20 protein-coding genes are annotated in these 21,604 nt (G+C 43.6%); 15 read left to right on the top strand and 5 right to left on the bottom strand.

Annotated elements, in window-relative coordinates; translation table 11 throughout:
- Nucleotides 1-246 precede the first annotated feature (246 nt).
- Entirely contained in the window at nt 247-1,503 is a 1,257-nt protein-coding gene (locus BCU94_RS11845; protein WP_102476488.1) for a mechanosensitive ion channel domain-containing protein, read from the top strand.
- Here BCU94_RS11845 and BCU94_RS11840 read toward each other — a convergent pair.
- On the bottom strand, nt 1,500-2,072 hold the full coding sequence (locus BCU94_RS11840) for a lysophospholipid acyltransferase family protein (protein ID WP_102476487.1): 573 nt from the start codon (nt 2,070-2,072) through the stop codon (nt 1,500-1,502). The two genes, BCU94_RS11845 and BCU94_RS11840, sit on opposite strands and share 4 nt — an antisense overlap.
- A 643-nt stretch (nt 2,073-2,715) precedes the next feature.
- Here BCU94_RS11840 and BCU94_RS19800 point away from each other — a divergent pair.
- A complete protein-coding gene (locus BCU94_RS19800; RefSeq protein WP_102435939.1) occupies nt 2,716-3,114 on the top strand; it encodes an SgcJ/EcaC family oxidoreductase in 399 nt (132 codons plus the stop codon).
- Between the two features lie 30 nt (nt 3,115-3,144).
- Here BCU94_RS19800 and BCU94_RS11830 read toward each other — a convergent pair whose 3' ends face one another.
- Together BCU94_RS11830 and BCU94_RS11825 are read right to left on the bottom strand one after the other, a co-directional pair.
- On the bottom strand, nt 3,145-3,921 hold the full coding sequence (locus BCU94_RS11830) for an NRDE family protein (RefSeq protein WP_102476486.1): 777 nt from the start codon (nt 3,919-3,921) through the stop codon (nt 3,145-3,147).
- Between the two features lie 100 nt (nt 3,922-4,021).
- Complete coding sequence (locus BCU94_RS11825) at nt 4,022-5,641, bottom strand: metal transporter (protein WP_102476485.1); 1,620 nt, start codon at nt 5,639-5,641, stop codon at nt 4,022-4,024.
- A gap of 224 nt (nt 5,642-5,865) precedes the next feature.
- On the opposite strand from BCU94_RS11825, the gene BCU94_RS11820 reads away from it, so the two are divergent.
- The 3 genes from BCU94_RS11820 (at nt 5,866) to BCU94_RS11810 (ending at nt 9,343) form a co-directional block, all read left to right on the top strand.
- The gene (locus BCU94_RS11820) at nt 5,866-6,459 is read left to right on the top strand and encodes a YhgN family NAAT transporter (protein WP_102435945.1); all 594 of its coding nucleotides are present in this window, start codon (nt 5,866-5,868) and stop codon (nt 6,457-6,459) included.
- 211 nt (nt 6,460-6,670) lie between these two features.
- Entirely contained in the window at nt 6,671-6,952 is a 282-nt protein-coding gene (locus BCU94_RS11815; protein ID WP_102435947.1) for a hypothetical protein, read from the top strand.
- A gap of 12 nt (nt 6,953-6,964) precedes the next feature.
- Nucleotides 6,965-9,343 carry an immune inhibitor A domain-containing protein gene (locus BCU94_RS11810; protein ID WP_102476484.1) on the top strand — a complete coding sequence of 793 codons (2,379 nt, stop codon included), beginning with the start codon at nt 6,965-6,967 and terminating at the stop codon, nt 9,341-9,343.
- A gap of 82 nt (nt 9,344-9,425) precedes the next feature.
- Here BCU94_RS11810 and BCU94_RS11805 read toward each other — a convergent pair whose 3' ends face one another.
- Nucleotides 9,426-10,004, bottom strand: coding sequence for a chorismate lyase (locus BCU94_RS11805; RefSeq protein ID WP_102435951.1), 579 nt, complete (start codon nt 10,002-10,004; stop codon nt 9,426-9,428).
- A gap of 107 nt (nt 10,005-10,111) precedes the next feature.
- On the opposite strand from BCU94_RS11805, the gene BCU94_RS11800 reads away from it, so the two are divergent.
- Both BCU94_RS11800 and rlmF read left to right on the top strand, forming a co-directional pair.
- Nucleotides 10,112-10,513, top strand: coding sequence for a flagellar basal body-associated protein FliL (locus BCU94_RS11800; protein WP_102435952.1), 402 nt, complete (start codon nt 10,112-10,114; stop codon nt 10,511-10,513).
- An 11-nt stretch (nt 10,514-10,524) separates the two neighbouring features.
- Nucleotides 10,525-11,577 (top strand): 23S rRNA (adenine(1618)-N(6))-methyltransferase RlmF, encoded by a 1,053-nt coding sequence (gene rlmF / locus BCU94_RS11795; protein ID WP_241901053.1) that lies wholly within the window; start codon nt 10,525-10,527, stop codon nt 11,575-11,577.
- Nucleotides 11,578-11,650: 73 nt separating this feature from the next.
- Here rlmF and BCU94_RS11790 read toward each other — a convergent pair whose 3' ends face one another.
- A complete protein-coding gene (locus BCU94_RS11790) occupies nt 11,651-12,490 on the bottom strand; it encodes a formate dehydrogenase accessory sulfurtransferase FdhD (protein ID WP_102435956.1) in 840 nt (279 codons plus the stop codon).
- Between the two features lie 401 nt (nt 12,491-12,891).
- Between BCU94_RS11790 and BCU94_RS11785 the strand changes: the two genes are divergently transcribed.
- The 8 genes from BCU94_RS11785 to BCU94_RS11750 all read left to right on the top strand — a co-directional run bounded on the left by BCU94_RS11785 (nt 12,892) and on the right by BCU94_RS11750 (nt 21,406).
- Entirely contained in the window at nt 12,892-13,356 is a 465-nt protein-coding gene (locus BCU94_RS11785; protein WP_076541409.1) for a DUF3305 domain-containing protein, read from the top strand.
- On the top strand, nt 13,356-13,979 hold the full coding sequence (locus BCU94_RS11780) for a DUF3306 domain-containing protein (RefSeq protein ID WP_102476482.1): 624 nt from the start codon (nt 13,356-13,358) through the stop codon (nt 13,977-13,979). The genes BCU94_RS11785 and BCU94_RS11780 overlap by 1 nt, the downstream gene beginning before the upstream one ends.
- Nucleotides 13,980-14,131: 152 nt before the next feature.
- The gene (locus tag BCU94_RS11775; protein ID WP_102435960.1) at nt 14,132-15,811 is read left to right on the top strand and encodes a 4Fe-4S binding protein; all 1,680 of its coding nucleotides are present in this window, start codon (nt 14,132-14,134) and stop codon (nt 15,809-15,811) included.
- 10 nt (nt 15,812-15,821) lie between these two features.
- Nucleotides 15,822-16,517 carry a molecular chaperone TorD family protein gene (locus BCU94_RS11770; RefSeq protein ID WP_102435962.1) on the top strand — a complete coding sequence of 232 codons (696 nt, stop codon included), beginning with the start codon at nt 15,822-15,824 and terminating at the stop codon, nt 16,515-16,517.
- Nucleotides 16,518-16,653: 136 nt separating this feature from the next.
- Nucleotides 16,654-16,857 (top strand): twin-arginine translocation signal domain-containing protein, encoded by a 204-nt coding sequence (locus tag BCU94_RS11765; RefSeq protein ID WP_102476481.1) that lies wholly within the window; start codon nt 16,654-16,656, stop codon nt 16,855-16,857.
- 17 nt (nt 16,858-16,874) lie between these two features.
- Nucleotides 16,875-19,724: a formate dehydrogenase subunit alpha gene (locus tag BCU94_RS11760; RefSeq protein ID WP_102476480.1), complete on the top strand. Its 2,850-nt coding sequence runs from the start codon at nt 16,875-16,877 to the stop codon at nt 19,722-19,724.
- 26 nt (nt 19,725-19,750) lie between these two features.
- Nucleotides 19,751-20,347 carry a formate dehydrogenase FDH3 subunit beta gene (fdh3B, locus tag BCU94_RS11755; RefSeq protein WP_102435967.1) on the top strand — a complete coding sequence of 199 codons (597 nt, stop codon included), beginning with the start codon at nt 19,751-19,753 and terminating at the stop codon, nt 20,345-20,347.
- Between the two features lie 48 nt (nt 20,348-20,395).
- The gene (locus tag BCU94_RS11750) at nt 20,396-21,406 is read left to right on the top strand and encodes a formate dehydrogenase subunit gamma (protein ID WP_102476479.1); all 1,011 of its coding nucleotides are present in this window, start codon (nt 20,396-20,398) and stop codon (nt 21,404-21,406) included.
- The last annotated feature ends 198 nt before the right edge of the window (nt 21,407-21,604 follow it).

Raw genomic sequence — 21,604 nt, 5'->3', positions numbered from 1 at the left:
GGAGCTCTAGGTCAATTAATGTGCTCAACTTTGCAACCAATATCATGAGTTTACTTTGGTATGCTGTCGCCTTGTTTGAATGCGGTGGTGATTTGATGGCGAACTTGTTATCAAATTGAAAGCGGGTTAATTAATCGATAAATATGCTATTTTGGATCGTTCTCAATAAGTCTTTGTTCTCTATAATGGCTTTGGATGTTGTAAACCTAGTCTTTCAATCAGTATAAATGTGTAAGGAATTAATGCGTGGATAACGAGTTACGTGATGATATTGCCAGTTGGTTGCTTGATATTGGGGTGAATAGTCAGCCCTCTGACAGTGTAGCAACATCAATATTACTGATGGTGAGCTTTATTGTGGCAACTATCGCTTATTACATTACCAAAAAGGTATTTGTAAAAGCGGTTAATGCGATGATCCGTAAATCGACCGTGACTTGGGATGATATTTTCATGCGCTATGGCGTATTGGAAAAATTGTCCTTGTTAGTGCCAATCATGACCTTGGACTTACTGATCCCGATTATTTTAACCCATCAACAGTTGCTTGGCTCAGTCATTGACCGTGGCCTAAGCGTGCTGGTGGTCATTTTTGTTATTCGGGCGATTTACGCCTGTTTAGATGCGGTAAATGAAATTGCTGATGTCAGGCTGATTAGTCGCCGCTTACCGGTTAAAAGCTTCGTACAACTATTTAAACTATTTTTATTCTTTGTTGGTTTTATTATTGGCATATCAGTGATTGCAGATGAGTCGCCAATTTACTTTTTAAGTGGTTTAGGTGTTGCCACCGGTTTAGTGATGTTGGTGTTTAGGGACACCATTTTAGGCTTTGTTGCTGGGATTCAATTAGCTGCTAACCGTATGGTGAGTAAAGGCGATTGGATTCAAATGGACAAATATGGCGCTGATGGTGCTGTAGATGAGGTATCACTCAATACCGTAAAAGTACGTAACTGGGACAATACCATCACCATGATCCCAGCTTATGCGCTGGTATCAGACGCCTTTAAAAACTGGCGCGGTATGTCAGAAAAGGGCGGCCGCCGAATTAAGCGTTCAATTAATCTTGATGTTAATAGTATCCACTTTCTGACAGAAGACGATATTACTCGGTTGTCGAAAGTGAATTACCTTAAAGATTACTTCCCTAAAGTATGCTCAGAAATTTCCCATGCCAATGAGCAGGTTAGTGATATTGATATGCCGGTTAATGGCAGACGCTTAACCAATGTGGGGACGTTTAGAGCTTATTTAGATGCCTATTTACGTCAAAATAATAAGCTACACAAAGACATGACTCTGATGGTGCGCCAACTTGCGCCAACGCCAGAAGGTCTGCCTATCGAGTTATATGTGTTTACCAATGACGTCCGCTGGGCCTTTTATGAAGGCATTCAAGCAGATATCTTTGATCACGTCTTTGCCATCTTACCTGAATTTGGTTTACGTGCTTTTCAAAGCCCTACTGGGGATGATATTCGTAGCATCAAGCCACACTAGCTTTTTGGCTGCTCATCCGAGGGAATATAGTGCGGGATAACCTTAGGGTGGCGACCGTTAATATTACGGAAAAAATCTAAAATACGATTCATGTCAGTGGCAACATCGCCACTGGGATGCAGCGGTTGATTAATCACAATAGACTTGGTTTTAAAATCTAATCCCACGGTGATTATCGGCACCTTGGCTTTAGTGGCAATATGATAAAAGCCGGCTTTCCAGCGAGTAACCGCGCTTCTGGTTCCTTCGGGGGCCAGCGCCAACTTATATTGGTTATCGTCATTAAATAGCTGCACCACAGCATCGACCATATTGTTGTTTTTGCGTCGATCCACAGGGCTGCCGCCTAAGGCTTTAAAAAACCAACCCCAAGGGGGAATAAACAGCTGATGTTTGCCTAAAAAGTGAATTTTTACCCCTATAGCAAAGCGGGCGATAATACCGACAATAAAGTCCCAATTACTGGTATGTGGGCCAACCACCATAATGAATTGTTCATCAGCGGCGACCTGGCCGTCTAATTTCCAGCCATTAATGGCCAATAGCCATAAACAAAATTTACTAAACATGCGCTATTTTCCAGTTTATTTCACTCTGATACGCTAGAATCTAACCATAACAGAATGAATTTATATATTAATTTCACAGAATCTCATGTTACAGATATCGCTTATCTCAACATGTTTTATAAGCCAAACCGCAGTTGGGATTAACACGACACAGCATGCTTACTGGGTTATTAATCTAATGCAAAAGTACTAAATCATTGTTATTACTGTGGCACTCGTGTTGGGTAATTTCAACCTTGGTACAAATTAAGGAGAGTGTGTGAAGCACCCGATAATTATTTTATTCGCCGTTATTTTTGGTGGTTTTACTACTATGTTAGCGGCAGAAGATAAACCAACAGCGACTCAAACCGCCTCAGATGTTGCACTCAAACAAGCTGAATTAAAAATCGTGCCATTAAAACCTGCTTCAACTGCCAAGGTCGAAGTTGGCGTGATTGAACCCGTTGCCGATTTAAAGGTAGAGCCAAGCCCTTCAGATAGCTCACCTAAAACCACGAATACAGCAGATATTGCAGCAGAGCAGCTAGTTAGTGCCGTTACCGACACCTTAACTTCAGCGCCGGCTGAGGCTGAGGTTGAGGCTGAGACTGAGACTGAACCTGATGCCGTCAGCGCAGTTGTCTCACTTGAACAACAATCCGTGTCACTAGACGAAGTTAATACCAATAGTGCTATACCTACAGATAGAATTAGAGCAGTGATTTCACAGCAAGAACAAGCCTGGAATAGCGGCGATATTGATGCCTACATGCAAGGCTATTGGCAAAGTGACAATTTACGTTTTGTGTCTAATGGTAAGTTTAGCTACGGTTGGGATGTAATTCTTGCTAGCTATAAAAAAAGTTATCCTGATTCAGCGCGCATGGGCAAACTGTCGTTCAATGTGAAAGAGATTAAAATGCTCAGCAACTACGCCGCATTGGTTGTGGGTCGTTGGCAATTAGAACGTACAAAAGACAAACCTAATGGTGTGTTCACCCTACTGATAGAGCGTATTGATGATAAGTGGGTGATAACCCATGATCATTCATCTGATTAATTGCTTGGCTGCGAATAGATTAATTCGGACTTAGGGTGTTATAACAAAATGCTGTTGCCCTAAGTTTCGAGCTTTGCCGTCATAACGCACTTCATAAAAGTCGATGTTGCCGTTTTTATCTCGCATTACCACACTGGTTGAGCGGGTGCCATATTCTGGATGGCGAATAAAAATCGACGACAACAGCCTTTCCCACTCAATTTCAATGCCAGTACTAGGTAGGCTGCTATCTTCAGCTTGAGATTCATCACGCATAAATGCCAACATTTGTTCAATATTGGGCTGCTTTTCAGCTAATAGATGCTGCTCTAACGCCTGTAATCCCTTGGCCATTTTCGGCCAGACGTCATCTATAGCGCCATTACTCACAGCATGAAAACCTTTAGTTAATGGCGTGTTCTCAGCAGTGACGCTATTAAAACAGTAAAGTTGCTGCTGTTGCTGATAAACAAGATTAAACGGACTGTAATTAGCGCTGTGTTGGCGTAGCCAATCAAGGCTGACATCTTGGCGAAGATCGAGAGCGTTAACCACCAGTTCGCCGCGACTTCTTAGGCCATCGGCTTGTTGATTGCGAATATTGGTAAGGCCTGCAAAGTGACCTTGTTGATTCACTCCAAGCCAAGTGCCGCCAGCTTGTAGGTCTTTGCCTGCTAATATCGACTGAGATTGAGGTAAACTGCTGTTAGCAACTGTTTGCCAAAAATGGGCTGGATCGGTGGCGCGATGATGAAACTCATCACGATTAGCGCACACAATCAGTGGCCATTGGGGATGCATGTCTACCGCGATAAATAAAATACACATAGGCTTGGTTAAGTCGGCTCAGTTATTCGGTCGATGATAAAACATCATAGCCTGAATAACATGAACCTGACAGTAACCCTCGCTTAATGCGGCGGCTTAATTAGTGGTGATGTTTATGCTCTGTTGGCGCAGCCGCAGATTTATCTGAGGTATTAGCACCATGGGCGTGTCCATGGGCGTGTCCATGGGAGTGATCGTGGTTATGATCATGGTTATGACCGCTAAACTTAATCATTAAGCGACTTAAGAACTTACGTGGTCCTAAGCGCAGTAAGCTAGCACTAAAGATTAATCCCACCACAACTAATCCCGCAATATTAACGTTATTTGGCAAGGTGAGTAACTGGTGCCAATCAACCAGATACTGGTGTGCGAATAACAACGCGACGGCTAATACAGCTGACAATGACAAGCGCATGCTCCAGCTCATTAGCTTTAACTGGCTAAGGCTAAGCACAGGCGCTGCAATAAGTGCAAATGCCACTGCGACATTGCTCCAGCCGCTATAGGCTAATGATAATGCCAGTACTGCCGCGCCTAAATTACAAAAACGCATCGGTAGAAAGACGACTAACAAGATTAATACTTGCAGTGCTGGGTGCTCAAGATGTACCGACGGATGACCAATGAGGTTGGCTAAAATTAAGCTAAGGGCAATCCAGGGCGCGCTGCGATCCACTAAATGTGCAAACCCAAAGCGCCAAGCCGATTGCGGTAAATTCTCGTGGGGATCGGTAAGTTCAACTTTACCCAAGCTGAGTAACGTGCCAATCGCCAACAATGAAATAGCTTGATATATGGCAAACCAAGGCCCCAATAATAGCAAGGTGATCAGCAAGGCTTCAGGGCCCGCTAGACGCTGTAACCAGCGACTGGAGAGGCTACTGTTTTGCGGGGTTAACCCAGCTTTGAAGCGCGCAGTGGCAATTAAGTAACTGGCAATTAATATTGGCGAGATGGTCAGTAACCAAGACATAAACTGATCCGAGCCATGGCTGTGATGGGCGTGTGCGTGGGCATGGCCACCACTGTCCATTAACAATAATACAGTTAGTAATGCGACCCCCAATAAACTGCCAATGCCTGCTTGGTATTGATAGCGACCTTGATGATCTTCTTCGTGTTGTCCGTGGGGCTGATGTAGCACCACATGCAAAATTGATCCGGTAACAAAGGCTTGTAAATAAACGGTATTATCTAAGCTGAGGCTATCGAGTAGTTGCTCGCCAGCAAAGTAACCCAAGCCTGTGAGTACCATCATCGCAGCTAATACCGCACTGGCCCAGCGGGTACCAACCTGGGGTTTTAATAGCCACCAAATTGCCACACCAACGGGTAAGCGATGCATAATCACTCCCAGCGCTAATAAGCTAGAGTTACCCTCTTGTTGGGCTAAAACCATGGCGCCACCATCGGTAATGGTGTGCAGCAATAGTCCGCCAATCCCTAAAGTTAGGGTAACGTTATGGGTAATATCTGAGTAGCGGTGGAAAAGCCGTTCACTGGCTGTGGGACCCCATAAGCCAAGCACCACGAACAGCAAAGTGATAAAACCACCATGTTCAAGGAGTTCAGGCAAAATATGGATAAGCACCAACCCGCCTAATGAGACGAAGATAAATCCATCTAAGCCTTTTTGTAGCCCACTGCCTGATGAGAAGTAGCGATAAAAAAGCGGTCCGAATAAAAGTGCAATACAACTAGCAGCTAGATAGAGCATGGGATCCAAAGAATCAATGAAACGGAAAAAACACCGCAGTATATCGCAGTCTTTCAATTAACTTAATACTTGCTTTGCTTGATTATCACTCATGATGACAATTTACACGGTAAAGATAGCCTTCAGCGTTGCAAGATAGAGCGAAAGTCACGGTTATTTCTGCCAAATGACTGTATTAAGTATACAATAGTAGTTCATTGTTAATAATTAATAGAACTAATGTAATGGACATCTTTTCTGCTGCAGTCATGCTTTTCCTGATTATGGACCCTTTGGGCAACTTGCCTATTTTTGCTTCAATTTTGCGACATATTGAACCCAAAAAACGCCGCCGAGTGCTTATTCGTGAATTATTGTTTGCGCTGGCAATCATGTTGCTGTTCTTATTTGCCGGCGAGGTGATCCTTAATTTTCTTAGCCTGCGTCAAGAGTCAGTGAGTATTGCAGGCGGGATTATTTTGTTCTTAATTGCCATTAGGATGATTTTCCCACAACCGGGCGGCGTGGTAGGTTTAGCCGCCGGTGAAGAGCCATTTATTGTTCCTATGGCTATACCGTTAATGGCTGGGCCATCAGTGTTAGCTGCATTAATATTATTGGCGCACAGTGACAGTAGCAGAATGATGGATTGGACTATTGCCTTAGTGGCGGCTTGGGGTGTGAGCGCAGTTATCTTACTATTCTATAAAGTCTTTACTCGCATATTAGGCGAAAAAGGCTTAACCGCAGTCGAGCGTCTAATGGGTATGGTGCTGGTAATGATTTCGGTGCAAATGTTCTTAGACGGGGTGTCGAGCTATTTAAAAACTGCCGGCTAATCAGCTCATGTCAGGCATCGCTATAGTCAACAAGGCCGCTTAATGCGGCCTTTTGGTTTTCTACGCAATATTCTCTACCTTTCAGTTTATCTTCGATTATTTTTTACTTCTTTAGTTGTATAAAAATCGCTCTAAAAAGTTGTGTAAAGCCGTTTTAGCAACTTTACTTAATATTACTCTTTGATTCATCTTCGTTGTTTGGGCGTTCATTATGCGCATTGTATTCGCTATCTTTTTTAGCTGGGTTATTTGGGGCTGTAGCCATAGTAATAGCGCCGAAAACGGCTCTAATCAGACCCAATTAACGCATCAAAATAATACCATTCAATGTGGGGCAATACCTCCTCCTTTAGATATGTCCGGCGTTAAACAGAATTTAATCAAAAGTGGTGAAATAACGACAGATATGAGTGAACAACAGCAACAAGAGATTGTTCGTCGTTATATCGCCAAGCGTAACAATGCATTTAAAAAGTGCAATCAAAGGAAGTAAAGGAGGCACAGGATGCCTATTCAATGGAGTAAAATCTTTACTGGTGCTATGACCATATTGGCAATGACTCTTTTTTCGTTAAACGCCATGGCAGCGCCGAGTCAATACGCTTCTCCTGCAGATGCTGGGGTAATGAATCAGCAACAGATCCAATACTGGTTGATTAAGCGCGGTGAGCTGGCAATTGATGCCAGCGAGGCAGCAAAGCAAGCTGCGGTAGAGAAGTTCACTCGCAAAGCAAGTCATAATTATCTGCCTGCTGAGGTCAAAATACTAAAGCAAATAGCTGCCAAGAATCGATCCCAACGAATAAAAGTCTCACCAGTATCAGCTCCAGCATTGGCTGACGCAGATGTCACCAAAACCGTGAATGTGCTGGCGGTATTGGTCGACTTTCCTGATTTACCCTATAACGCCAATCGTTTAACCAAGTCTGATACGTCAATGTTTTATGACGATTATTCCGTACAACATTATCAAGATTTGCTTTTTTCTCGATCTGGATTTTCTGGACCTAACCGTGAGGTGCTTCAAACGGCTTATCAATATTTTGCTCAAGCCTCTGGTGAGAGTTTTTTCTTTCGTGGTCAGGTTAAAGGCTGGGTAACCGCCAGTAACAATGCTGCTTACTATGGCGCCAATAATTCGGTTTTCAGTGATAATGATATTGCAGTACCTGAATTGGTTATGGAAGCCGTTACTCAGGCCGTTAAAGGGATGAGCGCGACAGAATTAGCTGAATTCGATATTGAAGATCCATTTGATTTTAATAACAACGGCAATGAAAATGAGCCTGATGGCATCATAGACCACATTGTCATATTTCATTCCAGTATTGGTGAAGAGGCGGGCGGCGGCGTGTTAGGCACCGATGCTATTTGGTCGCATCGCTTTTTTGTTGGTGCCAATAGCCAAGGACAAGCTCTTCCTGGCACGTCAATGAAAGTTTATGGCTATACCATTCAGCCTATCGACTCAGGTACCGGGGTCGTTACCCATGAGTTTGGTCATGATTTAGGCCTGCCTGATGAATACGACACTAATCTGGGGGATGGCGCGCCAGTGGGTTACTGGTCGTTAATGGCAAGTGGTACTTGGGTGGGTCAAGCGCAAGCGGGTAATCCTTATATTGCTGGCAGTAAGCCTGCGGGCTTAAGTCCTTATGCCCGTTCATATCTGCAACAACGTTACCAAGGCAAGTGGGTCAATGAGCAAGCCATCGACTTGGCCGATATTACTGCTGAAGGTTTGACTGCTGAGGTTTTTGCAGCAGTTAATGCTGATGCTGTGAATCAATTGTCCATCGTATTACCCAATCCCCCCTTCGCCTTTAAGTCACCTTTAGTTGGCGACTATCAATACCATTCAGGTAAAGGCCATCAACTTACCAATAGTCTGAGTTTCGAGGTAGATTTACCCGCTGACGCACAGATTGAGCTTGTTATGCAGGCACATTGGAGCATAGAAACAGATTATGACTATATGCAATTGTTGATTGATGGCGTAGCCATTGTCGGCAACCATACCAGTGCCAGTAACCCTCTGTTCAACAATGTAGAGCACTATATTTCTGGGGTATCGAGCGATATAGCTGGCGCTTCAGGAACAGATGCTTGGGTTGAACTGGTTTATGACTTGAGCGATTTTTCAGGGCAAAGTGTGCAAGTTGAAATGAGCTATGTAACGGATCAAGCTGTAGGTGACTACGGTATTGTTATTGACCAAATTGAAATTAATCAGCAAGGCGTCAACATTTACCAAGACGGGGCCGAAGAGCAAGGCAAAGTTGATTTAGCGGGTTTTTCAAGGATCGATGATACCTTACCCGGTTTGCCGCAACGCTATATTGTGCAACTGAGAAACCATCAAGGTATTGATGCGGGCTTGCAAAGTGTCGGCTACGAGCCCGGTATTTTATTATGGCTCGAAAATAACAACTATGAAGATAACAATGTCGCCGAGCATGAAGGTTATGGCTTTATTGGGGTTATTGATGCTGACCAGAGTCTAATAACTGGCGGGTCTTCAAGTGTGCAGGTACGTGATGCCAGCTTTAGCTTATATCCTCAGTCAAGCTACGCTAACGATAGCGCTCTAAGTAACTTTAGTTTATTTGATGATAATGCTGATTACTCAGCGCCCCTGCAACCGCAATCAGGCATGGTGTTACCTGAACTGGGCTTAACGATGGAGGTGCAGGCGCAATCGTCAGACAGCTCAAGGGCAATCGTCGAATTTAAACTAAATGGTGTAGTTACTTCAGAGTTTATGGGCGAAAACCAGACAATTGCTGGCGACGATGGATCTCAAAGCAGTAGTGGCGGTAGTTTAGCTGGGGTGTATTTGTTGCTACTGAGCTTACTTCTTGTAAGGCTCTCGACTAAAACATAAGGCCATAAGCTTTATGGTTACTTTACAAATAGCCATGATGTTGCCAACGTATGGTAAACCGCATGGCTTTGTTGGACTAACTTTAACAAGATTGCTTTAGTGTTAAGGCGTTAATTTGCTTAACCGCATAAGGAAGGAAAATTTCGCTAACAATAATGTCTTGGTTGGCTAAGTTAAAGTAACGGCGACGCCCCCAAAGTGAAGAGGTGACAGGTTGGGACAGGCGGGTTGCCAGTTGGGCTAGCTTAGTGCAGCTTTCAAATTCAGCGACCTCTATTTTGCCCGGGACAATATCAGCACTGGTAAACAGTAGTTCACCCAATGGGCGCTTACCTAAGGCTTTAAAGTTGTGTTGATCATTGGCTAGGTTCTCAGGGATTAAGGTGCGTGCAAACACCCAAGGCTCGCCATCAAGGCACAGCAGTACTTCTCTTACCCAAACCTGCTTTTGCTGCGGGCATTCCCCTGCTAATGGTGTAGTAAGTTGTTCGCCAAGGACTTTAACTTCAAAATCGTGGCAACAGCCTTTAAGCTTTTGGGTTAAACTACCGGTAGCGAGTAACCATTCTTTTAGTGCCGATTGCGGCATAGAATTGATTGCATCAGGTGAAAACCACTGGATTGATTCACCATACGGGAAGCTAAGACTGGTCACGTTCATTCAATACTCGTTACAATATACTCAAACGAGTGCAGTTTATCATGACAGAGCAATGGCTGGATAGCCGCTGCTATTAGGCAGATTTAAATAATGGAGTTTGATTAACTATGGCAAAGTACCTATTCGCAGTGTTAGTTGCACTGTTTTTTTTCCCCAATGCGCATAGCGCAGATGACAAAGCCACTGGGAACTTTGCTTACTATGGTTTCGAACCTGACATTGTCACTAACTATATCTCTAACCGCAAAAAACTCGGTTTTGTAAAAATCAGTGTTGAGTTAATGGTTAAAGATCCTAAACAATTGCAGCAGATAGAGCACCATGATCCGTTACTGCGAGCCGCCATCGTTGAAGTGCTAGGAAATCAGCCTGAAGACAAGGTTAAGTCCTTGACCGGAAGAGAGGATATTCGTCGTGCGTGCTTTGAAACGGTTAATCGACTGCTAGAAGCTGAAACGGGTGAACAGTCCGTGGTTAATTTACTGTTTACTAAATACCTATATGATTAATGAACATTTGCATGAAAAACAGTAAAGCTGGCAACAAAACGAACAAGCAAACATCTGCGCCGACTAAGGTGGCAAGCAAAGGCGTCGCTCATACTCAAGTGAAAACACTACACCCGCGAAATAAGCATAATCAAGGTTATGATTTCGAAGGATTAATAAAAAAGTGTCCCAAATTGTCCCACTTTGTCAGACCAAACCCCTACGGTAATCTTTCAATCGACTTCTCAGATCCTGAAGCGGTCAAAAGCCTCAACGCAGCAATTTTATTGACTGATTATCACATTGAGCAGTGGGATATTCCGGCAGGGTTCTTGTGCCCGCCAGTACCAGGTCGAGTAGATTATTTGCATTACATTGCTGATTTACTGGCTGTTAATGGTAAAGCGCCTAAAGGAAATAAGATCCGTGCATTGGATATTGGCACCGGTGCTAATGGTATTTATCCATTATTAGGGGTTAAAAGCTATGGTTGGCAGTTTGTCGCCAGCGATATTGACCCAGTTTCAATTGCAAATGTCGCTGAAATTATTAGCCATAACCCTGATTTAGCATCGAAAATTGACCTGCGCCAACAGACTAATCCTCAAGCTATTTTTAGCGGAATTATCGGGGATAATGAGCGCTTTGATATTACTCTGTGCAACCCGCCATTTCATCGCTCATTAGCCGAAGCGAGTCAAGGCAGCGCCAAGAAAAATGCCAATTTAGCCGCCAACAGAGCTAAAAAGCACAGCCAAAAGCCAGCCGTTAGCTCAAGTAGTGCCGCACTTAATTTTGGTGGGCAAAAAGCTGAGTTATGGTGTGAAGGTGGTGAGCAGCAGTTTTTAACGAATATGATTAAAGAAAGTCAGCAGTTTGGGCAACAATGTTTGTGGTTTAGCTCATTAGTGTCCAAGTCAGAAAACCTAAAGCCCTGTTATCAATTATTAAAACAGTTACATGCCGATAGTGTGCAGACCATTGAAATGAAGCAAGGCAATAAAATTACCCGGGTTTTAGCTTGGAGTTATTTGCCCGAAGCGGCAAGAAAGCAGTGGGCTAAATTTAGGCATAATGCTATTTAGCATAGGGTTACATGATTAGTGATAACAAGGTGGTCATCACCTTGTTATCAATTGTTTGCGTTAATAGGTAACGCTAAACTTTCATCGCATCAAATTCAATATTTTCTGCGCCGTGGTAAACCAAGAAGTGACGCCCCTTGGCTCTGGCAATAATAGTGATCCCCAACTTTTGAGCTAGTTCTAACCCCATCTGAGTGACACCACTGCGTGATAACAATACTGGTATACCCATCTTGGCAATTTTTATCACCATTTCAGAGGTTAAACGGCCAGTGGTATAGAAAATCTTATCGTGCCCATTTTCACCTTCAAGCCACATGTCGCCCGCGAGGGTATCAACCGCGTTATGGCGGCCAACATCCTCAATGAAAGCTAAAATTTGGTCGTCTTTACAAATGCCGCAACCATGGACGGCACCGGCATTTTTGTAGGTTTCATTATAAGCACTAATGTTTTTTAGCAGGCTATATAAGGTTGATTGTTGTAATTGGGGCGTTGGCAGCTTTATATCATCGAGCCCTTGCATGAAACCACCGTAAACAGTACCTTGACCGCAACCTGAAGTGACGGTTTTTTCAGATAATTGTTTATCTAAATCAGCTGTTTGCTCTTTAGTCAAAATGGCTGCAGAGTTAACATCCCAATCGACGATAATTGATTCAAGTAAGCTGGCATCGTTAATAAAGCCCTGATTTTTCAAGTAACCCAAAGCTAATGACTCAGGTTTTGCGCCCAAGGTCATTAAGGTCACTATGGGTTGCCAGTTCAAATATACCGTTAATGGTCTTTCACAGGCCACGAATTTATCAACACTCTCTCCTTGCTCATTAATTGCTTTAACTGCAATTGTAAGGGGAACTTCAGCATTGGTTTTGACCAGTTTTAGCGATTTATTAGCATTTGATTGGGTCATTGAAAGTGTGGCCTCTGAAATAGTTAACTAGCTCGGTAGTGAGGATGGTAATGAAAACTAATTAACTATCAGCATAGCAACTTTTATTCCCGAGGCGGCAATGTAGTTTGTAAATGCGTGATCTAACTCTGATGTTAATCAGCAGCGACTAATTAACGTAGCCTTATGTCCTAGTATAATTAGCAATATAGACAAATTGTCCTACTCTTAGTGATAATTAGGAGATCTGGATCTAGCTTTTTGTTCTTATTTATCTGGCACTATTTTTGCAGTGTACTGATTAGTTAAGAGAAATAAAGTGGTTTTTAGCTTCTAAAAATAATCAAGAGCAACTTTTAAGTCGTTGTTAATATATATTTTATTTATTTCTTGTGGATTTATGTTTTAAGGGCAAGGCTTGTATGCAACACACTGAAAATGTTTGGCCTATGTATGTTTCGCTTAGAAAAGTCGAAAAAATGATGGGGCGTTGGCCCTCAATCACTTGGGAAGTGGAACAAATGGTTCCTGCGACTCATGAGGCACCTGAAGGGGCCAAATTAATATTGTTTCAACTTTATAAAGATGAACGTGGCAGTTACCGGATAAATTTAGACATGGATAACACCATGTTATATATCGTTTGTGATGAGTTATCGGATGGCACTTGGGTTCCTGCTGCTATCTCTGCAGACCAAAATATTGCCGCAGCCTGTTTGGAGTCTGAAACCCCAGTGCTGAATATCCCAATGCCAGAAGCACTGGCATGTTGGGTTGAAGCTTTCATCACCCGTCATGGCGAAGTTGAAATATCAGCTAAACGCCGTAAGCATGTGAACCGCCGAAAGGATACTGGCCCTAGCACAGATCACCTTCGGAGACATTAATGAGCAATAATTCGAAAGGTTTTTTCTCTCGTTGGACTGAGCGTCGTGAGCAAGTTGAAGCTGAAGCTGCTCGTGAGACTGAACTGCAGCAAAAGAGTGTGGCGGCAGAGGAAGAAAGCCTTGCTGACTCTTCCACTGAGGATGCCATACAAGAAGCGCCTCAGCCTGAGAAGATCCTTGAAGCTGAAGATTTACCGGATCCCGAAAAAATTGAAGTTGGAGGCAGTTTTGCTTCGTTTATGGGGGCGAATGTATCACCTCAAGCGAAATCAGCAGCGTTAAAAGCACTGTGGAAACAACCCCAATACAATGAAATCGACGGCTTACTCGAGTACGCCCTTGATTACAGTAATCAACCTAAATTGTCTGCCGAAGTTTCGGCTGAATTAGCCAAAAAAGTCTTCCGTAACGTCGTAAAAGACAAAGAAGAAACGGAAGAGCAAGAGTTACTTGCTCGTGAGGATGATGACACAGTTGTTGATACAACTGATGCCTCACCAGTATTAGATGATAAGAGCGAAATCGTGTCTGCCACTGACTTAGATACCAACCAAGACCAGAGTGATGTTCTGGGAATGGTTGATGAAGAAGCTATAACGGCTTCAAGTAGCGCTAAGGCTTAGTGTGTAGTTAAAAATTTTAGTCCACTATTTAGCGTATAAGGTGTTTTGTTTATCATTTTAAGCTGATGTATTTAAATAAATGTTTAAATACAAAATGGATTTGCAGCCCTGATAAATCACCTAAGCGTTAAAAAACTGTTCAGGAACGCAATGTGAGCAATAGTCAAACCCCGCTAGAACTAAAACAAGTTCGCCAGCAGGTATTAGCACAGACTCAAGTGATCCAAAACTTGATCCCGCCAACAGTCAGTTATACGACTGAAGGCAATGTGTTAGTCATCGGCCCAGAAGATTTGGCCCGATTAGCTGCGGATAAACTGTCAACCATGGCCAATACGGTTATTTTGGCAAATGAAGCCATTACCAGCCAAGATGAAGCTCATCTTGAAGCGGTAATGAACGCTGCAGTAAATAGCGAAAGCTATTACAACAAACTTATTTCTGTTAAAGGCTTTTTAGGTCAGTTTCAGGTAACCGTTGAGAATGAAGGCGCGGGTGAAAACCAAGCGGCGACTGAGTTAAGTCTTGTTGCTATTCGTAAGCCGCATTTTGATATGGTTTTAGACCTGAGCATGTCGCCATGTCTTAACCTTGAAATGCTACCACCAGGTTATTTCTATGTCGGTCAAGATGCAGATAAATTAGCTGATGCGCTGGAGCAAATTCCAGATTTAGTTGGTGAATTTGATAAGCCACGTTATGTGAAGGTGAACAGTGATATCTGTGCTCATAACCGTAATGGCGTCAATGGCTGTAATCGCTGTTTAAACTTCTGCCCTGCTGATGCAATTAGTAGCATCGAACAAAAAATCGAAATTGATCCTTACCTTTGTCATGGTGCGGGTAGTTGTACTAATGCTTGTCCTACAGGGGCTATCGCATTTGATTTACCAACGCCACAAGCACTTCATAGCTATATTCAAAAACTGGTTAGTCGTTACCTTGAGCAAGCACAAGCTGCCCCTGTCATCTTATTCCATGACGGTGCCGTTGGTGCAGAGCACATTACCGCTGATCTAGTGGGTGACATCATTCCAGTTGAGCTGGAAGAAATCACGGTTGCTAGCATTGATCATTGGATGTCAGCATTAGCATGGGGCGCACGTCAGGTATTAATTTTAAATACCGATGCGACTGCACCCACGTTAACGCAAATGTTAAATGGTGAACTAATATTAGCTAATAGCATTCTAGATGAAATGGGTCAGCCACAGCGCATTAGCTTGATAGACACCCAAGCATTAGCAGCCTTAGATGATAAGTTAGCCATAAGCCTAGATTGGCCATTAATCGTACCTGCTGCGTTCACGCCAAGTACCAAGCGCGAAACATTATACGCTGCAATTGATCATTTAAATGAACAAGCAGCAGCGACTGATAGTGCCATTGCAATGAGCAATGTGCCTTACGGTGTAGTTAACGTCGAAGTTGATAAATGTACCTTGTGTATGTCTTGTGTAGCAACCTGCCCAACACAAGCATTAACCGATGGTGGTGAATCACCGTCACTGCATTTTGTAGAGCAAGACTGTGTGCAATGTGGTTTATGTGAAACCTCTTGTCCTGAAAACGTGATTAGCTTAACGCCGCAAATCAATTTGGACCAAGCAGCACGTCAGCAGCGTCAAACGTTAAAAGAAGAGGCTCCGTTCGAGTGTATTCGTTGCGGAACCGCTTTTGCTACACAATCGATGGTTCATAGAATGATCGATATGATTGGTGGACATTCTGCATTTAACGCCAATATTGAGCGCCTAAAAATGTGTGGTGATTGCCGCGTAAAAGATATGTTTGAAGACATTCTTGAAGACCCAGAGAAGCAACTTCGATAAGAGATCCAATATGACCGAATTAGTTAGAGAAATTTCAGAAAACGATCAGCTACGGGCAGATATTTACCAATTATTAGCTGCATTACTACGTCGCCATCCGAGTGAAGAACTGCTGTCATTTTTAGCTGACATCGAAATAGAAACAGAAGCTGAAGATGATAACGACATGAGCACGGCTTGGCTGGCGCTAAAGGCAGCTGCGACCCAGTACACACAAGAGCAACTTGAAGAAGAATACTTCAATATTTTCTTCGGTGTTGGCCGTGGTGAAGTATTGCCATACGGCAGCTGGTTTATGACAGGCTCGTTAATGGATAAGCCATTAGCACTGTTACGCCAAGATTTAATGCAATTAGGTTTTGCTCGCGAAGAAGACGTTAAAGAGCCAGAAGATCATGTTGCAGCATTATGTGAAGTGATGGGTACCTTGATTTTAGAGGCGCCAGGTTATCGTCAATTAGCATTTTATCAGCGCCATATTGGCAGCTGGATTGCGCGCTTTTGTGACACCTTAGAGAAAACACCGAGTGCAGCGTTTTATGTGCCTGTGGCGCAGCTAGCAAAAGCATTTTTCATCATTGAAGCCAATGAGTTTGAGCAACTAAGCTTAGATATTCCAGTTAATTGCCCAGGTTCTGAAGCCGAAAAAACTGCTGCTGATGAAGCAGACAAGATTGAACCATCAACCAATGAACTTGCCTCTTAGGTAATTTTTAGGCTGTTGGTGCAAAGATTTATGCCACAGAGTTTGACTCTGTGGCATAGACTGAAAAGGAAGGCAACTTCCATAAAAACAGAGAGTAATTTTACTCTTATAACACGCGTTAAATTAAGGAGAGACTATGAAGAAGCAAGCTTCCGACATGGGTCGTCGTCAAATGCTAAAAGCATTGGCTGTCGGCAGTGCCGCTGGCGCAGTTGCCACTGTTAGCGGACAAGCTCTTGCCGCCTCACCAGAAGCTACACCCGTTGTAGGTAAAAGTGATGGTTATAGAGAAACAGACCATGTATGTAGTTATTACGACACATTACGTAGTAGCAAGTAATTTAAGGAGAATATGTGATGCGATTAACCCGCAAAACAGAAGCAGTCAAAGTCGCAGATAAACCTGCACTTGGACTCAATCGTCGCCAATTTTTGAAGTCTGCAACCCTTGCTACAGGTGGTATTGCTGCCGCTTCAATGCTGGGCGCCGGAATGATGCGTAAAGCTGAAGCAAAAGATGTTGCTTACGATGCGCCGACTGAAGTGATACGTACTATTTGTTCTCACTGCTCAGTGGGCTGTGGTATTTATGCTGAAGTGCAAAATGGTGTATGGACAGGTCAAGAACCTGCATTCGATCACCCATTTAACGCTGGTGGCCATTGCGCCAAAGGTGCTGCACTGCGTGAACATGGTCATGGTGAAAAACGTCTTAAATACCCAATGAAGCTAGAAGGAGGCAAATGGAAGAAACTTTCTTGGGAGCAAGCCATTGAAGAAGTGGGTCAAAAAGCCCTCGATATTCGTCAAGAATCTGGTCCTGATTCAGTATTTTTCATGGGTAGTGCGAAGTTTTCAAACGAACAAGCTTATATGTACCGCAAATTGGCAGCAATGTGGGGCACCAACAATGTCGACCACTCTGCACGTATTTGTCACTCTACCACTGTAGCCGGTGTTGCAAACACTTGGGGCTACGGTGCGCAATCAAACTCTTTTAACGACATGCGTAGCTCGAAAGCGATGATGTTTATCGGTTCGAACCCTTGTGAAGCTCATCCGGTTTCAATGCAACACATCCTTGAAGGTAAAGAGCGCGGCGCGAAAATTATCGTAGTCGACCCGCGTTTCACTCGAACTGCAGCTAAGTCTGACGAGTTCGTGCATATTCGTCCTGGTACGGATATTCCTTACATTTATGGTTTGTTGTGGCACATTTTTGAAAATGGTTGGGAAGACCAAACATTCATCGACCAACGTGTATACGGTATGGAACGTATCCGTGAGGAAGTGAAAAAGTGGACCCCTGCCGAAGTTGAACATGTTGCTGGCGTGCCTGAAGCGCAGATGCATCGTGTCGCCAAGTTACTGGCTGAAACTAAGCCTGGTACTGTGGTTTGGTGTATGGGTGGGACTCAGCATCACATAGGTAATGCTAACACTCGTGCATACTGTATCCTCCAATTAGCCCTTGGTAATATGGGTGTTTCTGGTGGTGGAACTAACATCTTCCGTGGCCATGATAACGTTCAAGGTGCAACTGACTTTGGCTTATTGTTTGATACATTGCCAGGTTACTATGGCCTTAAAACAGGTTCATGGAAACATTGGTGTAATGTATGGGACTTGGATTACGAGTGGGTTAAAGCCCGTTTCGATCAAGAGCAACGTCTAGGTCAAGATCCAATGACTTCAACGGGTATTCCATGTTCTCGCTGGCATGATGGTGTCCTTGAAGACAAATCTAAGATTGCGCAGAAAGATAATATTCGTATGTCATTCTTCTGGGGGCAATCAGTCAATACTGAAACCCGTGGTCGTGAAGTGCGTGAAGCATTGAACAAAATGGATACAGTTGTTGTTGTGGACCCATTCCCAACGATGGCAGGTGTCATGCACGAACGAACTGACGGTGTGTATTTATTACCTGCTGCAACTCAGTTTGAAACATACGGTTCAGTCTCTGCTTCAAACCGTTCACTGCAGTGGCGCTCACAAGTTATCGAACCATTATTTGAGTCAAAAGCTGACCACATTATCATGCACAAGCTGGCGAAAAAATGGGGTATCGATGCTGAGTTCTGTAAGCATATTAAAGTTAATGGCGATGAGCCGTTGATTGAAGATATGACCCGTGAGTTCAACAAAGGTATGTGGACCATTGGTTACACTGGCCAGAGCCCTGAGCGTTTGAAAATGCACCAAGAAAACTGGGGCACATTCGATATGGAAAGCTTAGAAGCGCCAGGTGGTCCAGCTAAAGGTGAAACCTACGGTTTACCTTGGCCTTGTTGGGGCACGCCAGAAAACAAACATCCAGGTACGCAAATTCTTTACCGCACTGGACGTGAAGTTAAGTATGGTGGTGGTAACTTCCGTGCACGTTACGGTGTTGAGCATAACGGTAATAATATTCTTGCTGAAGGTTCTTATTCAAAAGGATCTGAAATCAAAGACGGTTACCCAGAGTTCACCGCTGACATGCTGAAACAGCTTGGCTGGTGGGATGACTTAACTGCTGAAGAGAAAGTTCACGCTGAAGGTAAAAACTGGAAAACAGATATTTCTGGTGGTATTCAACGTGTTGCTATCAATCACGGTTGTATCCCATACGGTAATGCCAAAGCACGTTGTATTGTGTGGAACTTCCCAGATGATATCCCGATTCATCGCGAGCCGTTATATACCCCTCGTCGCGACTTAGTGGCTAAGTACCCAACTTACGAAGATCGTATGGTTGCACGTCTTCCAACTCTGTATAAGTCTATTCAAGAAAAAGACTTTGCTAAAGACTTCCCATTAGCGGTAACTACGGGTCGCTTAGTTGAGTATGAAGGTGGTGGTGAAGAAACACGCTCAAATCCATGGCTTGCAGAATTGCAGCAAGAAATGTTTATTGAGATTAACCCTGCTGATGCAGCCGACCGCGGCTTACGTGATGGTGATGATGTATTCGTTCACAGTCCAGAAGGCGCTAAAATCACAGTTAAAGCAATGGTGACTCCACGAGTCATTGCTGGTGAATGTTTCATGCCATACCATTTCGCGGGTGTATTCGAAGGCAAGAGCCTAGAGAAAAATTACCCTGAAGGAACCGTACCTTACATTATTGGTGAAGCTGCCAATACCGTAATGACCTATGGTTATGATGTTGTGACTCAGATGCAAGAGACTAAGTCTAGCTTGTGTCAGATCAGCAAAGCCTAATTAACTTGATGAGGAGATAAGCCATTATGGCAGTCATGAAATTTTTGTGTGACACAAAACGCTGCATCGAGTGTAACGGTTGCGTCACAGCTTGTAAGAACGAAAACGATTCCGCTTTAGAGTGGGGTATTCAGCGTCGCCGCGTGGTTACTATCAATGATGGTGAACCCGGTGAAGCGTCAATTTCTGTTGCATGTATGCATTGTACCGATGCTCCTTGTATGGCCGTATGTCCGGCGGATTGTTTCTATCAAACCGACGATGGCATTGTGCTACACGATAAAGATACTTGTATCGGTTGTGGTTACTGTTTTTATGCATGTCCTTTTGGAGCGCCACAGTTCCCGAAAAAGACCGCATTTGGTAGCCGCGGTAAAATGGATAAATGTACTTTCTGTGCCGGTGGCCCAGAAGAAAACCATTCCGATGCCGAGCGTCAGAAGTACGGTGCAAACCGTATTGCTGAAGGTAAGTTACCTATGTGTGCTGAGCTTTGTTCAACTAAAGCCCTGCTTGCTGGTGATGCCGAAATCGTATCGAGTATCTATCGCGAACGTATGTCTAAGCGCGGTAATCCGAATACCATTTGGGGCTATGATCCTAAAACGGGTGATATGGTTTAGACAGTGCAAAGGTTACGGGCTTTGTCCGTAACCAAGCAAGGAGTGACAATGTTAAACAAACAGTTAAACAAATCACTGCGTAGCTTGTTTGCTCTGTTGGTTCTGGTGATGGGGTTAGGTTTTGCAACCACAACCTTAGCGGCAGATGAACAATCAAGTAAGCAGCAGGCAGGGAAGGAAAACCCGGCTGAATTATGGCGAGCAGTGAAAGCTGGCGACTCTGGCTTTACAACAGCTCAAGGTATTGAACCCGGCGTACTGATTAATGTTGCGGGCAATCAAGGTCGAATAATCAGAGATGACTATATTACTCCCGGAGTGGCGTTAGCTCTCGTAGGTGTATTTGCTGCATTTTTACTATTCTACTTTGTTAATGGCCCAGCAAAATTGGCGAAGGGGTATTCAGGCAAGATGGTTGAGCGATGGTCTAAAGCAGATATTTGGCTGCATTGGATTATGGCCGTTGCCTGTTTAACGTTAATGCTAACTGGTCTGGTGATCATACTAGGTAAAATTGTTATTCAGCCCTATGTCGGTGCGAGTATTTGGGCTGGAATTATAGCCTTTTGCAAGCTAGTGCATGATTGGGTTGGTCCAGTCTTTATCGTATCTTGGTTGCTATGTATTGTTAAATGGATGCCACTGCAAACCTTTAAGATGTATGACTTAAAATGGTTTTTAGTGGTTGGGGGTTACATCAACTTCGGTCCATTTAAAGGTAAGCATCCAGACAGTGGTTTTGCCAACGCCGGTGAAAAAATGTGGTTTTGGACCTTAGTGTTCTTTGGCCTCTTTATCAGCGTATCAGGCATCATGCTAGTGTTACCGGGATTAGATTTACCCCGTGAAGCTTCAATGGCCGCGCTACTTATTCACGGCATTAGTGCTGCGATTCTCATTGCATTTACCATTGTGCATATTTGGATGGCAACAGCATTGAGTGAAGGTGGTATGGAATCCATGGTTTCAGGCTATTGTGATGAAAATTGGGCAGTGCAGCATCACAATGTTTGGTTCGATGAAATCAAAGCTAACGGTTCGATAAAATATCAGAAGTGATAGTGAGTTAGCCTTTTGCTGATTTAGTCACTTAATTACTTTCAAAACACCTCAACTGAGTCTATCTTGTTGAGGTGTTTTTATATCTGCCTGTTGGCGGAACGGGTAGTTTTGTCAGTACCTATTTTATTGCTCGCAGCAGGCGAATAAATCGCTTAATTTAGGCTGCTATTCCAACAGTTATTTCAATAGTTATTT

Origin of the sequence: Shewanella sp. 10N.286.52.C2, assembly GCF_002874545.1 — a bacterium.
Lineage (GTDB): Bacteria > Pseudomonadota > Gammaproteobacteria > Enterobacterales > Shewanellaceae > Shewanella.
The sequence above is the reverse complement of the archived record's forward strand: the minus strand, read 5'-3'. Positions and strand labels throughout refer to the sequence as shown.